Source organism: Zobellella denitrificans, from assembly GCF_002237365.1.
Taxonomy (GTDB): Bacteria; Pseudomonadota; Gammaproteobacteria; order Enterobacterales; family Aeromonadaceae; genus Oceanimonas; species Oceanimonas denitrificans.
The window spans coordinates 81,710-97,614 of record NZ_NMUO01000003.1; the positions used below are offsets into that span (position 1 = coordinate 81,710).

19 protein-coding genes are annotated in these 15,905 nt (G+C 64.5%); 2 read left to right on the forward strand and 17 right to left on the reverse strand.

Features of this window, described 5'->3' with window-relative positions:
* Window positions 1-15: 15 nt before the first annotated feature.
* From CGX12_RS01550 to CGX12_RS01575, 6 genes are all read right to left on the reverse strand, one after another.
* A complete protein-coding gene (locus CGX12_RS01550; protein WP_094038137.1) occupies window positions 16-945 on the reverse strand; it encodes a tRNA-dihydrouridine synthase in 930 nt (309 codons plus the stop codon).
* A gap of 259 nt (window positions 946-1,204) precedes the next feature.
* The gene (locus CGX12_RS01555; protein ID WP_438273027.1) at window positions 1,205-1,687 is read right to left on the reverse strand and encodes a DUF3299 domain-containing protein; all 483 of its coding nucleotides are present in this window, start codon (window positions 1,685-1,687) and stop codon (window positions 1,205-1,207) included.
* Complete coding sequence (locus CGX12_RS01560) at window positions 1,684-2,931, reverse strand: ABC transporter permease (protein WP_094038138.1); 1,248 nt, start codon at window positions 2,929-2,931, stop codon at window positions 1,684-1,686. Before CGX12_RS01560 ends, CGX12_RS01555 begins: the two co-directional genes overlap by 4 nt.
* The gene (locus CGX12_RS01565; RefSeq protein WP_094038139.1) at window positions 2,925-3,611 is read right to left on the reverse strand and encodes an ABC transporter ATP-binding protein; all 687 of its coding nucleotides are present in this window, start codon (window positions 3,609-3,611) and stop codon (window positions 2,925-2,927) included. Before CGX12_RS01565 ends, CGX12_RS01560 begins: the two co-directional genes overlap by 7 nt.
* A gap of 3 nt (window positions 3,612-3,614) precedes the next feature.
* A complete protein-coding gene (locus CGX12_RS01570) occupies window positions 3,615-4,235 on the reverse strand; it encodes a DUF2796 domain-containing protein (RefSeq protein WP_094038140.1) in 621 nt (206 codons plus the stop codon).
* Between the two features lie 478 nt (window positions 4,236-4,713).
* A complete protein-coding gene (locus CGX12_RS01575; RefSeq protein WP_094038141.1) occupies window positions 4,714-5,592 on the reverse strand; it encodes a LysR family transcriptional regulator in 879 nt (292 codons plus the stop codon).
* 89 nt (window positions 5,593-5,681) lie between these two features.
* On the opposite strand from CGX12_RS01575, the gene CGX12_RS01580 reads away from it, so the two are divergent.
* Window positions 5,682-6,872 (forward strand): MFS transporter, encoded by a 1,191-nt coding sequence (locus tag CGX12_RS01580; protein ID WP_094038158.1) that lies wholly within the window; start codon window positions 5,682-5,684, stop codon window positions 6,870-6,872.
* Here CGX12_RS01580 and CGX12_RS01585 read toward each other — a convergent pair.
* Entirely contained in the window at window positions 6,862-7,392 is a 531-nt protein-coding gene (locus tag CGX12_RS01585) for a VOC family protein (protein WP_254918177.1), read from the reverse strand. The genes CGX12_RS01580 and CGX12_RS01585 overlap by 11 nt on opposite strands.
* Window positions 7,393-7,397: 5 nt before the next feature.
* The gene (locus CGX12_RS01590; RefSeq protein WP_094038143.1) at window positions 7,398-8,162 is read right to left on the reverse strand and encodes a DNA repair ATPase; all 765 of its coding nucleotides are present in this window, start codon (window positions 8,160-8,162) and stop codon (window positions 7,398-7,400) included.
* A gap of 213 nt (window positions 8,163-8,375) precedes the next feature.
* On the opposite strand from CGX12_RS01590, the gene cysB reads away from it, so the two are divergent.
* Window positions 8,376-9,350: an HTH-type transcriptional regulator CysB gene (cysB, locus tag CGX12_RS01595; RefSeq protein ID WP_094038144.1), complete on the forward strand. Its 975-nt coding sequence runs from the start codon at window positions 8,376-8,378 to the stop codon at window positions 9,348-9,350.
* Between the two features lie 97 nt (window positions 9,351-9,447).
* Here cysB and gloA read toward each other — a convergent pair whose 3' ends face one another.
* The 9 genes from gloA to CGX12_RS01640 form a co-directional block, all read right to left on the reverse strand.
* The gene (gloA, locus tag CGX12_RS01600) at window positions 9,448-9,855 is read right to left on the reverse strand and encodes a lactoylglutathione lyase (protein WP_094038145.1); all 408 of its coding nucleotides are present in this window, start codon (window positions 9,853-9,855) and stop codon (window positions 9,448-9,450) included.
* 44 nt (window positions 9,856-9,899) lie between these two features.
* Entirely contained in the window at window positions 9,900-10,286 is a 387-nt protein-coding gene (locus CGX12_RS01605) for a CBS domain-containing protein (RefSeq protein WP_094038146.1), read from the reverse strand.
* A gap of 146 nt (window positions 10,287-10,432) precedes the next feature.
* Window positions 10,433-10,798, reverse strand: a complete 366-nt coding sequence (locus CGX12_RS01610) for a transcriptional regulator (RefSeq protein ID WP_094038147.1) — start codon at window positions 10,796-10,798, stop codon at window positions 10,433-10,435.
* Window positions 10,795-12,279 carry a DUF1538 domain-containing protein gene (locus CGX12_RS01615; RefSeq protein WP_094038148.1) on the reverse strand — a complete coding sequence of 495 codons (1,485 nt, stop codon included), beginning with the start codon at window positions 12,277-12,279 and terminating at the stop codon, window positions 10,795-10,797. Before CGX12_RS01615 ends, CGX12_RS01610 begins: the two co-directional genes overlap by 4 nt.
* Before the next feature lie 72 nt (window positions 12,280-12,351).
* Window positions 12,352-12,993, reverse strand: coding sequence for an endonuclease III (gene nth, locus CGX12_RS01620; protein ID WP_094038149.1), 642 nt, complete (start codon window positions 12,991-12,993; stop codon window positions 12,352-12,354).
* Entirely contained in the window at window positions 12,990-13,685 is a 696-nt protein-coding gene (locus tag CGX12_RS01625; protein WP_094038150.1) for an electron transport complex subunit E, read from the reverse strand. Before CGX12_RS01625 ends, nth begins: the two co-directional genes overlap by 4 nt.
* Window positions 13,682-14,314: an electron transport complex subunit RsxG gene (rsxG, locus tag CGX12_RS01630; protein WP_094038151.1), complete on the reverse strand. Its 633-nt coding sequence runs from the start codon at window positions 14,312-14,314 to the stop codon at window positions 13,682-13,684. The genes CGX12_RS01625 and rsxG overlap by 4 nt, the downstream gene beginning before the upstream one ends.
* Complete coding sequence (gene rsxD / locus CGX12_RS01635; protein WP_094038152.1) at window positions 14,314-15,363, reverse strand: electron transport complex subunit RsxD; 1,050 nt, start codon at window positions 15,361-15,363, stop codon at window positions 14,314-14,316. Before rsxD ends, rsxG begins: the two co-directional genes overlap by 1 nt.
* Entirely contained in the window at window positions 15,363-15,743 is a 381-nt protein-coding gene (locus CGX12_RS01640; RefSeq protein ID WP_094038153.1) for a hypothetical protein, read from the reverse strand. The genes rsxD and CGX12_RS01640 overlap by 1 nt, the downstream gene beginning before the upstream one ends.
* Window positions 15,744-15,905 lie beyond the last annotated feature (162 nt).

The following is a 15,905-nucleotide window of genomic DNA, read 5'->3' on the forward strand; positions in this document are numbered from 1 at the left end:
ACATCATGATACAAATCAAAGGGAAGCCAGAGTCTGCCTGATCTCGGCGGTGTGCTTCAGGGTGCGGATACGGCCGAACAGGGCCTGGGCCTCCGGGTAGTGCAGCCTGAGGTAGCTCAGCCACTGCTTGATGCGGTTGGGGTAGTAAAGCCCCTTGTCGCCCGCTATCTCCATCGCCGAATAGTCCAGCAGCAGGGCCACCACCTGCCGCCAGGCCATGGGCGCGGCGCCCTGGCCTATGGTGGCGGCCAGGTTGGGCAGGGCCAGGGCGCCCCGGCCCAGCATCAGATCCTGGCAGTAGCTCTCCCTCCGGGCCTGCCCGGCCTGGGCGGCGTTCCAGATCTCGCCGTTCACCACCACCGGAATGGCCAGGGCGCGGCGGATGTCGGCCACCAGGGGCCAGTGGGCGGGGGGGCGGTAGCCGTCCTTCTTGCTGCGGGCATGTACCGCCAGCTCGCTGACCCCGCCTTCCGCCAGGGCCAGGCTGTTCTCCAGGTAGGAGTCGCGCTCGTCCACCCCCAGGCGGATCTTGGCGCTCACCGGCAACGAGGCGGGTACCGCCGCCCGTACCGCTTTGGCGATGCGGTAGAGCAGCTCGCTGTCGTTCAGCAGGGCGGCGCCGCCCCTGTGGCGGTTGACGGTCTTGGCCGGGCAGCCGAAGTTGAGATCTATGCCCTGGGCGCCCAGGCGACAGGCCTGGGCGGCGTTTTCCGCCAGCCAGTCCGGATCCTGCCCGAGCAGTTGGATGCGTACCGGGGTGCCCGCCGGGGTGCGGCAGCCCTGGTACAGCTCGGGGCAGAGCCGGTAGAACACCCGGGGTGGCAGGCGCATGTCCACCACCCGGATGAATTCGGTCACGCAAAGGTCAAAGGGGTTGAGGCGGGTCAGCAGATCCCGCATCAGATGGTCAAGCACCCCTTCCATCGGGGCCAGTATCAGGCGCATGGCGGCTCGCGTCGGTTGAAAAGCGGGGATTGTATAGCGGCGAGCGGTTCAGGCAAAGCATGTTCCGGCGGTTGTAGGCGCCCGTTTACGTGGCGCGAATCGGCAACCGGCGGGGGCCTGCCGGCTCTGGCGCGGTATGTTCCGGCGGCTAAAGCGCCGGCTACGGGCGCCGGCTGTGCCTTTGGTTACCTCGGTGTTGCCCTAATGCGGGCGGGCCGCCCGCGCCCCAAGGGGGCGGGCAAGCCCCAGCCCCGGGCCTTTACAGATCGTAGGGCTCGACGCTGACCCCTTCGAGGGAATAGGAGGCGTTGGCCACTTCGTGGCTGGCGCTGACGGTGCGCAGGGTACCGGTCACCCAGACCGCGTCCCAGAGATCGTCCACCCGGGCGCCCTTGGGGAAGTCCACGTAGACTATCTGGTTGGTGGGCGGCGGCGGCACATGGATACAGGCGCCGAAGTAGGGCACCAGGAAGAAGGTGGTCACCGCCTTGCTGTCACCCTCGAGCGGCACCACAAAGCCCGGCAGCCGCACCTTCTGGCCATCGAGGGTGGGCACCACCTTGCCCACCGGCTGGGGCGGAATGGCGAATTCGTCTTCGTGGTTCACCTCGGGGAAGGGCGGCGGGTTGAGCCGCTCTTCCATGGGGATCAGATCGTCCCACTCCAGCAGGGTGAATTCGTCGGCCCAGGCCGGGGCCATCAACAGGGCCAGGCTGGCCAGCCAGATACTGCATTTTTTCACTGTTTAATACTCATTCCGTCGTTGACCGAGTAGCGGTAGGCCTGGGCCGCCGGCAACAGGCCGATCACCAGGCCCGCCAGCCAGATAAGCCCGAGCAGGCGCCATTCGGCGACCGTGGGCAGGCCGGGATAAAGCAGCAGCCCGTACTGGGCCTGTACCAGGGGGGCGGCCAGGCTGAGACCAAGATACAACAGCAGCAGCCCCAGTAACATCCCCAGGCCGGTCAAAATGGCCGCTTCCAGCGCCAGCAGCGCAAACAGGTGTCGCGGCCCGGCGCCGAGGGAGCGCAAAATGGCCAGTTCCCGCCGCCGGGCCGAAAGGCCGGCGAGCAGGGTGGTGAGCATGCCCAGCAGGCCGGCCACCACCACGAACAGGGCGATAAAGGCGATGGCCTTCTCGGCCATGCTCATCATGCTCCACAGCTCGTGCAGGGCGGTGCCGGGCAGGATGGCGGACAGGGGCTCGGCCCGGTAGCCGTTGATGGCCCGCTGCAGCTGGAAGGCCAGCACCTTGTTTTCCAGCCCCACCAGGAAGGCGGTGATGGCCTTGGGGGTGAGGTCGGCGGCGCGGGCCTCGGCCTCGCTCAGGGCACGGGTCTGGCGGCCGCTCTGCCAGCCGAGGTGGATGGCCTCAAGCCCGTCGAGGCGCACATGCACCGTTCTGTCCACCGGGGTGCCGGTGGGGGCCAGTATGCCCACCAGGGTGAAGGGCAGGTCCTCGTGCAGGCTGAAGGAGGTGTTGCCGGCGCCATGGGCGATCACCAGCCCATCCCCCAGCCGGTAGCCGAGCTTTCGGGCCACGTCCGCGCCTATCACCGCCTCGAAGGTGTCATTGAAGGGGCGGCCCTGGGCCAGGGTCAGCGGCTGCTGGCGGCCGTAGGCGTAGTATCTGAAATAGTCCTCGCTGGTGCCCAGCACCCTGAATCCCTGGTGGGAGTCGCCCAGCGACAGGGGAATGGTCCAGGCCACCCCCTTCTGCTCCCTGATACGCTGGTAGGAATCCCAGCTGATGTTGTTGGTGGGGTTGCCGAGGCGGAATACCGAATAGAGCAGGAGGTTTATCTGGCCGGAGCGGGCGCCCACGATCAGATCGGTGCCGGAGATGGTGCGGGCGAAGCTGTCTTTCAGCTCATGGCGCACCTTTTCCACCCCCACCAGCAGCAGCACGCTGATGGCGATGGCGGCCAGGGTGAGGCCCGCGGTGAGCCGGCGCGCCCACAGGCTTTTGAGGGCCAGCATTAACATGGCGGTACCTTATTCAGTTCGGGCAGGGACACCACCCGGGAAAACAGCGGCTCCAGATGGGGGTCGTGGCTGACGAACACCAGGGTGCTGCCCTGCAGGTTGCATTCGTTGAACAACAGCTCGATAAAGGCGGCCCTGTTGTCGGTGTCCAGCGCCGAGGTGGGCTCGTCGGCGATGACCAGCTCGGGGCGGCCGATCAGCGCCCGGGCCGCTGCTACCCGCTGCTGCTGGCCGATGCTGAGGCGGTGCACCGGCTGTTGCCACAGGCCGGGGGGCAGTTGCAGCTCGCCCAGCAGCCGTTCGGCCTCTTCCCGGGCCGGCGCCTGCAACCGGGCCCGCTTGTGGCGGGGGAAGATCAGCGCCGAGGGGACGGTTTCCAGTACCGACAGAAAGGGGAGCAGGTTGAACTGCTGGAAGATATAGCCCAGGTGGTCGGCCCGGAAGCGATCCCGGGCCCGGCCCGAGAGCCGCGACAGATCCTGGCCCAGCACCTCGAGCCGGCCCTGGCTGGCCCGCTGGATACCGGCCAGCAGGCCGAGCAGGGTGCTCTTGCCGCTGCCGCTCGGGCCCTTGATAAAGATGCGCTCGCCGGCGGCCAGCTCGAGCCGCGCTATATGCAGCAGTTCGGGCTGGCCGGGCCAGGCGAAGCGCAGGTTTTCCATGGAAATCAGTGCAGTCATCTGTTACCAGCTGAGTTGGGGTTGTGCCGGGGTCAGGGTGGCGGCCACCTGGCCCGAAGGCAGGATACCCTGTACCTCGAGGCGGTTAAAGCTCGGAAACTGCTCGAACAGGGCCACGTCGATCCGGTTGAGGGCATCCGGCTGGTCGCAGTGATAGAAGTAGTGCACCTGGATATCGCTGTGGCCATGCTCTTCATGGTCATGGTCCTTATGGTCATGGTCATGTTTGTCATGATGCTCGTGTTGATGATCATCATGATGGTCGTGGTCGTGGTCGTGGTCGTGGTCGTGGTCCTTATGGTCATGACCGTGTTCGTCCTCGTCCTCGATCAGCTCGACCTTTTCCAGCCGGCAGCCCGCCGCCGGGGCCAGGCTGAAAAGGGCATCCGCCTGGCGGAGCTTGTCCTGCGCCGCGGCCAGCTGGGCCTTTTCGGCGTCGGTGGCGGCATCGTGCTCGAAGCCGACGATATCCGCCGCCGGGGCGGTCAGCTCCAGCACCAGTTGCTGCTGCTCCAGGGCCAGGTTGAGCTGGCCATGGCCGTGTTCGTGCACGCCGAGCTGGGTCTGGGCGGACAGGGCGAGGGGCAGCAGGGCCAGCGGGAAGGCAACAGGATTAAGTTTCATATGATGCTCCAATTGGATTTATTTTGTTACGTTATAACGTTTTTTGAGGCGGCCTGTAAAGATTGCCCTAGTGCAGCGGGCCAGTTGCTGGTTTTTTCGCCTCACCTCGCGCCACGTAAACGGGCGCCTGCATCTTATCCCCGTAGCCGGCGCTTTAGCCGCCGGGAACACCCGTGCCGGATCCGCAAGCACCCCGCCGGTTTCGGGTTTGCGCCTTGGGGCGCGGGCGGCCCGCCCGCATAAAGGTGGCACCGAGGTGGGCGAAAGCACAGCCCAACCCGCGATGCCGATTCTGCCTCGAGCCTTTTTAAACTTGTGGTATGGCAGGGTTCGCGCTACGCGCGAAGGCAGGCGGGCCGCCTGCGCCCCAAGTATCGGCGCCGCCTGAGCTTTAAACTGGTCGGTGTTCCGGATTCCCGTTGCGCGCGAAGGCCGGCGGCCCGCCTGCGCCCCGGATGGACGTCGTTTGGGGGAATGTTCAGCCCCGGTGCTGCTCCCGGATAAAGTCGATAAAGGCCTGTTCGGCCCGGGACAGCCGCCGGTCGTCCGGCCAGGCCAGGCAAAGGTCGAGGAAGTAGGGCTCCTTAAAGGAAACGGCGAACAGGCTCGGGTCGTCCCGCACGGCCATGCGCAGAAAGGTGGTGATGGCAAAACCCTGGCGCACCACCGCCTTCAGCAGCGGGATCAGGTTGCTCTCGAAGCCGATAACGGGAGTGATGCCGGCCTGGCGGGCCACCTCCTCGATATATTCCCGGTGAAAGAAGCCGTGGCGGAACAGGGCCAGTTCCTGGCGCAGAAAGTCCTCGATGGCCATATAAGGCTGGTGGCGGGCCGGGTGCTCCGCCGGTACCACCGCCACCATTTCTTCCCGCAGCAGGGGCAGGCCGGTGAGTCCCGCCGGCAGGGAGGCGGTGAGCACGATGCCGAGGCCGAGCTTGCCCTGGCACAGACGCCCGAGCACATCCTGGGTGCCCGCGTCTTCCACCCGGATGGAGAGGCTCGGGTAGCGATGCCTGAATGCCATCAGCAGGGGCGGAAAGTAAAAGGAGCCGAGCATGCTGGGAATGCCGATGCAGACCTCGCCGGCGCTGAGATCGTGCAGGGCCGCCATGTCCTGCTCGGCCAGTGTCAGGGCGGCGAGGATACGCTCGGCATGCTGGTAGAGCCGTTCTCCCTCGGGGGTGAGCCGCAGCCGGCCCTGGCGACGGTCGAACAGGCCGATGCCGAGTTCCCGCTCCAGCTTCTTGATGGTCATGGTCACGGCGGGCTGGGCCAGGTGCAACTGCTCGGCGGCACGGGTGATGCTGCCTTCCCGGGCCACGGTGGCGAACTGGCGCAACCATTTGGTTTCAAGCATAAGGGTCAGTTATTTTTTCCATAAATTTTATATATTTCATTTATGCATTGGCGGGCGTTAAGGTCAAGGCTCTGCCCTTGGAGTTGCCCATGATAGATCTGAAAACCCCACTCTGGTGGCGTGCCACCCTGGCCCTCGGCCTCGGCTCCATGCTGGTGTTCATCAACCTTTACCTGACCCAGCCGCTGTTGCCCCTGCTGGCGCAGGACTTCGGGCTGTCGGCCCTGGATGCCGGCTGGGCGCTGTCGGTGGCCACCCTGGGGCTGGCGGTGGGACTCTTGTTCTGGGCGCGGGTGGCCGACCGCCTTGGCCGCAAGCCGGTGATGCTGGGCTGCCTGCTGGTGGCGGTATTGCTCGGCATGCTGATTTCCCGGGCGCCGGGCTTCGGCACCCTGGTGTGGCTGCGCGCCCTGCAGGGCTTTTTCCTGGCCGGGCTGCCGGCCACGGCGGTGGCCTACATGGGGGAGGAATTTACCCCCAAGGCGCTGGTGACCAGCATCGGCATCTACATCGCCGCCAATTCCGTCGGGGGCATCGCCGGGCGGGTACTGGGCGGGCTGATCGCCCAGTGGGCGGGAGGCTGGCAGGCCAGCTTCCTGATGCTCGGCGGACTCAGCCTGCTGCTGTGGCTGCCGCTGCTGAAGCTGCTGCCCCGCTCCCGTCATTTCGTGCCGGCGGCCAGGGGGGAGGGCGCCAGCGCCCTGCTCGGGCATGTGCGCAATCCCCTGCTGTGGCCGGTGTACCTGGTGGGCGGGCTCAACTTTATGGTGTTTCTCAACCAGTACACCTATGTGGCCTTTTACCTGGCGGCGCCCCCCATCAGCCTGGCGCCGGCGGCCCTGGGGCTGTTGTTCCTGACCTACCTGACCGGTACCTTCGCCTCCGGCATCAGCGGCTGGCTTATCCACCGCTTCGGCCTGTGCCAGACCCTGCTGCTGGCCATCGGCATCATGGCGGTGGGCAACCTGGGGTTGCTGAGCGAGCGGCTGCCGCTGATCCTGCTGGCGCTGCTGGTGGACAGTTTCGCCTTTTTCCTGGCCCACGCCTGCGCCAGCAGCTGGGTGGGGCGCAGCGTGCAGCAGCACCGGGCGCTGGCGTCGTCGCTTTACCTGGTGTTTTACTACCTGGGGGCCAGCCTGGGCGGGCTTTATCTCTACCCGTTCTGGGAAGGGGCGGGCCTGCCCGGGGTGGCGATGGGAATGATGCTGGTGCTGGGGGTGACGGCGGGGCTGAGCCTGCGGCTGTGGCGCCTGGAGCGGCGGGTGCCGGTCAACGCCTGAAGTAGTCCGCGGGTACCGGCACCACCTCATTCCGGGCGATTTCCGCGGCAATGGTGTCCGCCAGGGGGTGCAGATGGAACTTGATCTGACAGGGGGGCAGGGCCAGGGTCAGCTCCGGCGGGTTCTGCCGCAGGCTACTGGTGTCGAAGGGCACCCGGGGATAGTCCCGCAGCAGTCGCTCCAGGCTCGCCACCACGATTTCGCCGTGCTCCAGGCCGGGGTGGTGGACCTTGCCCGGCTTGGGCGCGGCCAGCTCCAGGCAGGGGACGGGGCCGAAGGGGCTGGCCAGCGGCTGGTGCAGCCGAAAGGTGACGATGGGCCTGCCGCCTATCATGCCTTCCACCAGCACCTCGCCCGCCGCCGCCAGTGAACGGCGCAGTTCAAGGTACTGGTCATTGCTTGTCGTTCGGTAACAGACATGGTCCATGGGCCCCAGGTCGAGGGGCAGACCCTGCTGTTCCATCCCCCGGGCCAGGTGGTCGAAGAAAGGCCGGGGATCGCCCAGTATCGGCTCCAGCATGGGCGTTACCACTTGCGCTTGGGCTGGAACAGCACATCGAGCTCGGAGGTGACTTTCTGCTCTTCCCGCTCCTCCTGCTCGCGCATGGCCTTGTCCTGATCCTGGCTGAGTTCGTCAAGCCGGTTGCGCAGGGCTTCTTCCATTCTTTTCAGCTGTTCGTCCTTGTCCGGGATCATGCTGACTGCCTTGACTCCTTTCTCAAGCATTTGCCGGGCCATGTTGATTTCCCGGTTATCGAAGGCCGAGCGTGCCCGTTTGATCAGGTTGGTCAGGTTGATCTTCAACTGGATAAGCTCCAGCCGCCGATCTTCCAATACGAAGTGCTGGGTCCCCAGCTTGCCTTTATTGTGTTCGGCGCGCAGCACCATCCTCAGTCGTTTGACGATCTGCAGCATATGGATGGCTTGCTGATCCGACTCCGGGGTTTTGATCCCTTCGGATTCCATTTGATAGTGATCGCGCAGATGCTGGAACTGTTGTTCGACACCGGCAATGCGGCCTTTTATTTGCGGATTGTCGGGATCCTGCTGTTGCATGGCTTGCAGGCTGCCGAGGATACGTCCGTACAGCACCAGCATCAGGGTTTTGCTGTAGGGTAACTGGCTGGCACTGAGCAAAAGCTCGTCCGTTTCATTGATCTGGTGCTTGTGTTTCAGCATCAGGGTGCGCTTTTCGGTTTCCTGCTTTTGCCGGTATTGTTGAATCACATTGTATAGGATGACCAGAAACAGCAGGGCGCCTATGGCTATGAGTACCAGGGTCAGAATCATCTGTCAGCGGCTCGCTTCGGTTAGGAGGATGGTCTGGATGGAAATGTTAACCCAGTAGCGACGCTTTGGCTAACTTCCCGCGCCCAAGGAGAGTAAAACCGGCGATAGTTCAGTCGATTAGGGGGGATTAAAACGATTCTCTGCGGCCGTTATCGAGGATATTCCGCCAAGGTCTGATAGTATTTAGCTAAGTCACCCTAACCCCGAGCCGCCATGAAACTGCAACAGTTGCGCTACATCGTGGAAGTTGCCAACCACAACCTGAATGTGTCCGCCACCGCCGAAAGCCTGTACACCTCCCAGCCCGGGATCAGCAAACAGGTGCGCATGCTGGAGGACGAGCTGGGCATTCAGGTGTTCGAGCGCAGCGGAAAGCACCTGACCCAGGTTACCCCGGCGGGCAGGGACATCATCCGCATCGCCGGCGAGATCCTGGGCAAGGTGGAGAGCATCAAGGCGGTGGCCAGCCAGCATACCCATCCGGATCAGGGCTCGCTCAATATTTCCACCACCCATACCCAGGCCCGTTATGCCCTGCCCGCGGTGATCAAGGGGTTTATCGAGCGCTACCCCAAGGTGTCGCTGCACATGCACCAGGGCACGCCGGCGCAGATCAGCGAGTCGGTGGCCAAGGGCGCCTCCGATTTCGCCATTGCCACCGAGGCCCTGCACCTGTATCAGGATCTCATCATGCTGCCCTGCTATCACTGGAACCGTTGCATCCTGGTACCCAAGGGGCATCCGCTGGCGGCCATCGAGAAGCCAGGCATCGCCGATATTGCCCAGTATCCGCTGGTGACCTATGTGTTCGGTTTTACCGGTCGCTCCGAGCTGGATATCGCCTTCAACCGGGCCGGCTTCGAGCCCAAGGTGGTGTTCACCGCCACCGACGCGGACGTGATCAAGACCTATGTGCGGCTGGGGATAGGGATAGGGGTGCTGGCCAGCATGGCGGTGGATCCGGTGCAGGACGCGGATCTGGTGGCCATCGATGCCAGCCACCTGTTCGCCGCCAGTACCACCAAGATAGGGTTTCGCAAGGGCACCTTCCTGCGCAGCTACATGTACGATTTTATCGAGCGCTTCGCGCCCCACCTCACCCGGGAGCGGGTGGACAAGGTGATCTCGCTCAAGGCCCCGGACGAAATCGACAAGCTGTTCGAGGGGATAGAGCTGCCTTATCGGTAGCCGGGTTGGAGCGCGGGCGGCCCGCCCGCATTGGGGCTTGCACCGGGTTTCCCGCAGTGCGGGAATGCAGGCGGGCCGCCTGCGCCCCATGTCAGCTTTAGCCCCCCAGTCCCTTGCCGGCGTCTTTCTTGGCGATCAGCTCAATCTTGTAGCCGTCCGGGTCTTCCACAAAGGCGATGACGGTGGTGCCGCCCTTGACCGGGCCCGGCTCCCGGGTCACCTTGCCGCCGGCGGCGCGGATCTGCTCGCACATGGCGTAGATGTCGTCGGCTTCGATGGCGATATGGCCGTAGGCGGTGCCCAGATCATAGCGGTCGGTGCCCCAGTTGTAGGTCAGCTCCAGTACCGCTTCGTCCTTTTCCTCGCCGTAGCCGACAAAGGCCAGGGTGTACTGGTATTCGGTGTTTTCGCTGGTGCGCAGCAGTTTCATGCCCATGATATCGGTGTAAAAGGCGATGGACTTGTCCAGATCGCCGACCCGCAGCATGGTGTGCAAAATACGCATATTCAAGACTCCCGGTAGTTGAATGTAAAATCAGTCCGTTATGGTTATTCCACCATGTCCAGTATGGTGTCGATAATGTCGGTGATGGTAATAAGCCCCACCAGGCTGTTGTTGTCGAGCACCAGTATGCGGTTGAAACCGTAGCTGGTCATCAGCCGGGCCACGTGCTTGATGGCCAGGTCCTGGCCCACGGCGATGGCCGGCTTGGCGCAGACATCGTAGACATTGATAAGATCGATGTCGCCGCTTTCCGCCACTATGGTCTTGATGATGGTGGAGTAGGTGATAAGGCCGTAGGCGTCGTGCTCGTTGGCCTTGTCCACCACCAGGCATTTCACCTTGTGCCGTTTCATCAGGCTCAGGGCTTCCCGCACCTTGGCGAAGGGGGAGACGGTGATGACCTCGGTCACCATGATATCTTTTACCAGCATGTGGGTGCTCCTTAACTACCTGGCCCATCAACCGGGTATCACACACAGACACGCCGTAACCCCATCCATGGGGGCTCCGCCGCGCCATCCCTGGCGCGGAGGGTCTGCTTAGCGATACCCGGTTGCTGTTCCGGGTTATCTTCTGTTTAAAAGTCATCCTTGATAAAGCGTTCGAACTGTTCGAGCTGGGCCGCCTCTATGCCGCCCAGGTGCTCCAGGGGCAGGGTCAGCACCACGCCTTTGGAGGCGCCTTCTTCCTTGTCCTTCGGGATGATGGCAAGCTCCGCCTGAATGGCCTTCAGCACATGCAGCGACAGGTTTTTCTCCAGCACCATCAGCAGTATGCTCTGGGAGCCCTCGTAGGTGAGCCCGAAAAAGGTCTTCTTGCTGCTGGTGCCGATGCCCCGGCCATTCATGATGGTCACGCCGCCGGCTCCGGCCTCCTTGGCCGCATCGATGCAGCCCTGCTCCAGCTCTTCGGGCACTATGGCCACCAGTAACGAAAATTTCATGAAGATGCTCTCCGGTATTTAAATAGCAGATCCGCTGCGATGGCGTAGATCATCACCGTCACTATGGGGTAGATGGAGGCGAAGGCGATCAGGCCAAAGCCGTCGATCAGCACGTTGCGCCCCTCGATATGGCTGGCCAGGCCTATCCCTAAGGCGGTGATCAGCGGCACCGTCACCTCCGAGGTGGTGACCCCGCCCAGATCGAAGGCCAGCGCCAGTATGTTGCGCGGGCAGATCCAGATCAGCAGCAGCACCAGCAGGTAGCTGCCGATGATGAAGTGGTGGATGGAGCCGCCGCTGATGATGCGGTGCACGCCCAGGGTAATGCCCAGGGCCACTCCCAGGGCCACCACCAGGCGGATGGCCCGGGCGCTCAGTTCGCCGGGGGCGGCCTGTTCCGCCTGGTGGCCCACGGCGATCAGCGCCGGCTCCGCCATGGTGGTGGCGAAGCCGATGGCGAAGGCGAACAGGTAGATATAGAGCACCCGATCCTGGCCGATCAGCTGTTCGGCCATGCGGGTGCCGATGGGAAAGAGGCCGAGTTTGAGGCCGACCACGAAGGCATAGAGCCCCACCAGCACCATCAGAAAGCCGAAAAACACCCGGGTCGGGTTGGACAGGGAACGCTTGAGCACCAGGTACTGGAAGAACAGCACCACCACCAGTATGGGGGTCACGTCCCGCAGCATCAGAACGAGGTCGAAAACGACCCTTAGCCAGGGGGAATGGATAACGGTGTCCTGGATGTCGTTCGCCGGCACTGGCAGGGGGGCCGCGCCCAGGCTGTAGGTGACGATGCCGTAGAGCTGCACGCTGACCATGGGCACCATCACCGCCAGGGCCACCAGGCCGAAGCCGTCCATCAGCGGGTTGCGGCCCTTGATGGAGGCGGCCAGGCCGATACCCATGGCGGCGATCAGCGGCACCGTCACGATATTGGTGGTGACCCCGCCCGAGTCGTAGGCCAGGCCGACGATTTCGGGCGGCGCGAAGAAGGTCACCAGCACCACCAGGCTGTAGCCGCCTATCATGTACCAGTGCAGGCCCTGGCCGAGGATGATGCGCAGCACCCCGGCGGCCATTACCAGGCCCACCGACAGGGCCACGATCAGGCGCAGGGTCAGGGCCTGGATGCGGCCCTGGCTGACCAGCTCGGCCTGGGAGGCCACCGCGATCAGCGCCGGCTCGGCAATCACCGCCGAAAAGCCCATGGCGAAGCCGAAACAGAGCAGTATGGGCACCGAGCCCTTGCGGGCGAACTGGTTGGCCAGGCTCTTGCCGAGGGGAAAGATGCTGAGCTCCAGCCCCTGCAGGAAGAGGGCGATGCCGGCCGCCACGATAAGCAACCCCAGCGCCATGCCGGCGGCGTCCTCCGGCCACTGGCCGAGCAGCAGCTGGAACAGCAGCACCACCCCTATGATGGGCAGCAGGTTGTTCAGGGCATGTAAAAAGGCGCCGGCAAAGAGCCTGAGGGTATGCAAGCCATGCTCCTTAGGTTACTCGGTTGAACCCCAGTCTACCCCCGAACAGGGGGGCGGGTCCAAGCCCGGGCTTCAGGAATCGGGATATTGCTTGTCTTTATACTCGCACAGATCCTCGATGATGCAGGCGCCGCAGCGGGGCTTGCGCGCCAGGCACACATAGCGGCCGTGCAAAATAAACCAGTGGTGCACGTCCAGCTTGAATTCCGCCGGCACCCACTTCAGCAGCTTCTGCTCCACCTCGTCCACGTTTTTGCCCGGGGCGAAGCGGGTGCGGTTGGCCAGGCGGAAGATATGGGTGTCCACCGCTATGGTCGGCCAGCCGAAGGCGGTGTTGAGCACCACGTTGGCGGTCTTGCGGCCCACCCCGGGCAGGGCCTCGAGGGCTTCCCGGTCTTCCGGCACCTCGCCGCCGTGTTTTTCCAGCAGTATGGCACAGGTCTTGATGACATTTTCGGCCTTGGAGTTGAACAGCCCTATGGTCTTGATGTGCTCCTTTACCCCGTCCACCCCCAGGGCCTGCATGGCGGCGGGGGTGGGGGCGGCGGCAAACAGGCCCTTGGTGGCCTTGTTGACACTCACGTCCGTGGCCTGGGCCGAGAGCAGCACGGCAATCAGCAGCTCGAAGGGATTGGCGTAGTTCAGCTCCGTGGTGGGGTGGGGGTTGTCCGCCCGCAGCCGCTCCAGGATCTGGCGGCGTTTTTCCATGTTCATAACGAGGTGACCCTTGCTCTGGTGATCTCGGCCTTGGGCGCCGGGGCGCGGCGGGCCGCCAGGCGCCCGTCCAGCCAGTTTTTGGCGGCGATCAGCATCCCCAGGCCGATAAAGGCGCCGGGGGGCAGTATCGCCAGCAGGAAACCGTTGTCCAGGTGCAGCACATCGACGCGCAGCCCCGCCGCCCAGTCGCCCAGCAGCAGCTCGGCGCCGTCGAACAGGGTGCCCTGGCCCAGCAGCTCGCGCAGCCCGCCCAGCACCAGCAGCACGGCGGTAAAGCCCAGGCCCATCATCAGGCCGTCGAGGGCGGCCAGGGGCGGGCTGTTCTTGGAGGCGAAGGCCTCGGCCCGGCCGATGATCACGCAGTTGGTGACGATAAGGGGGATAAAGATGCCGAGCGACTGGTACAGCCCGTAGGTATAGGCGTTCATCAGCAGCTGCACGCAGGTGACGAAACTGGCGATGATCATCACGTAGATGGGAATACGCACCTCGTTCGGCACCCAGCGGCGCACCAGGGAGACGGTGAGGTTGGAGCCTATCAGCACCAGCATGGTGGCCAGCCCCAGGCCCATGGCGTTGGTCAGGGTGCTGGTCACCGCCAGCACCGGGCACAGGCCGAGGATCTGCACCAGGGCCGGGTTGTTCTTCCACAGCCCCTGGCGGATGATGTCTTTCTGTTGTTCGGTCATAGGGTCTCTCCGCAGCGGGGAGCCTGGCTCAGCAGCCCGGGCTCCTGTTCCAGCATCAGCAGCACCTGGCGCACCGCCTTGACCACCGCCCTGGGGGTGATGGTGGCGCCGGTGAAGGCGTCGAACTGGCCGCCGTCCCGGCGCACCGCCCAGCGGGGGTCTTCCTCGCCGATCAGTTCCATGCCGTCGAAGGCCAGCACCCAGGGGGATTTTTTCAGTTCTATCTTGTCGCCCAGGCCCGGGGTTTCGTTGTGGGCTAGCACCCGCACGCCCGAGAGACGGCCGTCGGCGTTCACCCCCACCACCAGCTTGATGGCGCCGCTGTAACCGTCGGGGGCGATGGCTTCGATGGCATGGCCCCGCACTTCGCCGTTTTTCACCGCGGTAAAGGCGGGCAGGGGATCCCGGCTGCCGAGGTAGTGTTCGCTGGCCACCAGGGCGCAGTGGTTGAACAGGGGCTCATCGTGGCTGTCGGGGGGCAGCAACTCGTTCAGTACCAAGAGCAACTGGGCCTGCTCCTGCGCCACTATGGTATGACGGGTCAGGCTGTGGGTAACGGCCACCAGGGCGGTACAGCCCAGGGCGAACACAGCGAGGATCAGGCCGTTCTTGCGCATCATCTCCAGCATCAGCGGGCCTCCCCGTAGGTCTTGGGCTTGGTCAGGCTGTCTATCATGGGCACCGTCATGTTGGCCAGCAGCACCGCGAAGGCCACCGCGTCCGGATAGCCGCCGAAGGTGCGGACAAGGTAGATCAGCAGGCCGATCAGGGCGCCGTAGACGAGGCGGCCGCGGAAGGTGGTGGCCGCCGACACCGGGTCGGTGGCGATAAAGAAGGCCCCCAGCATGGTGGCGCCGGAAAAGAGGTGCATCATGGGGCCTATGGTGCCATCGGGGGAGACCATAAAGCCTACCAGGCTGAGCAGGAAGAGGGTGCCGAGCATGGCCACCGGGATGGGCCAACTGATGAGCCGCAGCCGCAACAGGGCGAGGCCGCCGGCCAGGTAGGCCAGGTTGACCCACTGCCAGCCGATGCCGGCCAGGCCGCCGAACACCGGGCCGGCCAGGATTTCACTGCCGGTGTGGCCCTGGGTGAAGCCGGTTTTCAGGGTATCGAGCGGGGTGGCCATGGTGGTGCCGTCGGCCAGCTCGCGCAATTGGTGGGGGGCGAAGCCATCCAGGGTGAAACCGGTGAAGATGGCCGACAGGCTGTCCAGCAGCCCCGGCGGGTAGGTCTGCAGCGCAAGCGGCGGCAGCCAGCTGGTCATGGGCAGCGGAAAGGACACCAGCAGCAGCACATAGGCCACCATGGCCGGGTTGAACAGGTTCTGGCCCAGGCCACCGTAGAGCTGCTTGGCGACGATGATGGCGAAGGCGGTGCCGATCACCACCAGCCACCAGGGGGCGAGTGGCGGCACGGCGATGCCGATCAGCAGCGCCGTCAGCAGGGCCGAGTTGTCCCTGAGGGGAGCGAAGCGCCGCTTGCGCAGGGCCAGCACCAGGGCTTCGGCGGCGTAGGCGGTGGTCACGGCCAGGGCTATCTGGACCAGGCTGCCCCAGCCGAAGAACCACCACTGCACCAGTATGCCCGGGATCAGGCAGTAGCAGACCCGCCGCATCAGGGTGGCGGTGTTCAGGGGGGCGTGATCATGGGGTGAGCTGCTGAGTGTAAACGCCATTAGGACTCGTCTTCTCGATCGGGTTGAGAGGGGGTGGCCTGCTGCTGGGCCCGGCGGGCCTTGGCCCGCTCCACGGCGGCCTTGATGGCCGCTTTTTTGGCGGCGTCGGCATCCTGGGTTTCAGCCGGCTGTTCGGCCGCAGGGGGGGCAACGTCTGCTCCGGCCGGGGCGGCTCCGGCTTGCTGTTCGGCCTTGCGTGCCTTGGCGCGGGCGATGGCGGCGGCCACGGCGGCCTGCTTGTCGTCGCCGGATTTTTCCGCCGCCGGGGCGTTTTGTGCCGCCTGTTGGGCCTTCAGTTCCCGGTTGCGGCGGGCTTCTTCCTTGCGGGGGGCGGGGGGGGCGGCCCTGGCGTCGCGGCCCTTCTTCCTCTGGCGGGGCATGGCCCGCGGCCAGGGTGGGGCCCCCGGGTACTCCTCAACTCTCTGTCTTTTAAAAACTTTCCGGCCCACGAGGCAATCGCCCACCTCCTTTGCCGTCTTCTTCTTGCAAAAAAAAAAAATATTCAGTTCAACATCGCAACTCTCTTACGTACTCCAATTAAG

Coding starts and splice junctions, on each gene's coding strand:
- gloA (WP_094038145.1), bottom strand. CDS start 9,855: ATGCGTATTTTGCACACCATGCTGCGGGTCGGCGATCTGGACAAGTCC.
- CGX12_RS01570 (WP_094038140.1), bottom strand. CDS start 4,235: ATGAAACTTAATCCTGTTGCCTTCCCGCTGGCCCTGCTGCCCCTCGCC.
- CGX12_RS01640 (WP_094038153.1), bottom strand. CDS start 15,743: ATGCCCCGCCAGAGGAAGAAGGGCCGCGACGCCAGGGCCGCCCCCCCC.
- CGX12_RS01565 (WP_094038139.1), bottom strand. CDS start 3,611: ATGACTGCACTGATTTCCATGGAAAACCTGCGCTTCGCCTGGCCCGGC.
- CGX12_RS01610 (WP_094038147.1), bottom strand. CDS start 10,798: ATGAAATTTTCGTTACTGGTGGCCATAGTGCCCGAAGAGCTGGAGCAG.
- CGX12_RS01590 (WP_094038143.1), bottom strand. CDS start 8,162: ATGATTCTGACCCTGGTACTCATAGCCATAGGCGCCCTGCTGTTTCTG.
- cysB (WP_094038144.1), top strand. CDS start 8,376: ATGAAACTGCAACAGTTGCGCTACATCGTGGAAGTTGCCAACCACAAC.
- CGX12_RS01580 (WP_094038158.1), top strand. CDS start 5,682: ATGATAGATCTGAAAACCCCACTCTGGTGGCGTGCCACCCTGGCCCTC.
- CGX12_RS01575 (WP_094038141.1), bottom strand. CDS start 5,592: ATGCTTGAAACCAAATGGTTGCGCCAGTTCGCCACCGTGGCCCGGGAA.
- CGX12_RS01560 (WP_094038138.1), bottom strand. CDS start 2,931: ATGTTAATGCTGGCCCTCAAAAGCCTGTGGGCGCGCCGGCTCACCGCG.
- nth (WP_094038149.1), bottom strand. CDS start 12,993: ATGAACATGGAAAAACGCCGCCAGATCCTGGAGCGGCTGCGGGCGGAC.
- CGX12_RS01625 (WP_094038150.1), bottom strand. CDS start 13,685: ATGACCGAACAACAGAAAGACATCATCCGCCAGGGGCTGTGGAAGAAC.
- rsxD (WP_094038152.1), bottom strand. CDS start 15,363: ATGGCGTTTACACTCAGCAGCTCACCCCATGATCACGCCCCCCTGAAC.
- CGX12_RS01585 (WP_254918177.1), bottom strand. CDS start 7,392: ATGCTGGAGCCGATACTGGGCGATCCCCGGCCTTTCTTCGACCACCTG.
- CGX12_RS01550 (WP_094038137.1), bottom strand. CDS start 945: ATGCGCCTGATACTGGCCCCGATGGAAGGGGTGCTTGACCATCTGATG.
- CGX12_RS01605 (WP_094038146.1), bottom strand. CDS start 10,286: ATGCTGGTAAAAGATATCATGGTGACCGAGGTCATCACCGTCTCCCCC.
- rsxG (WP_094038151.1), bottom strand. CDS start 14,314: ATGCTGGAGATGATGCGCAAGAACGGCCTGATCCTCGCTGTGTTCGCC.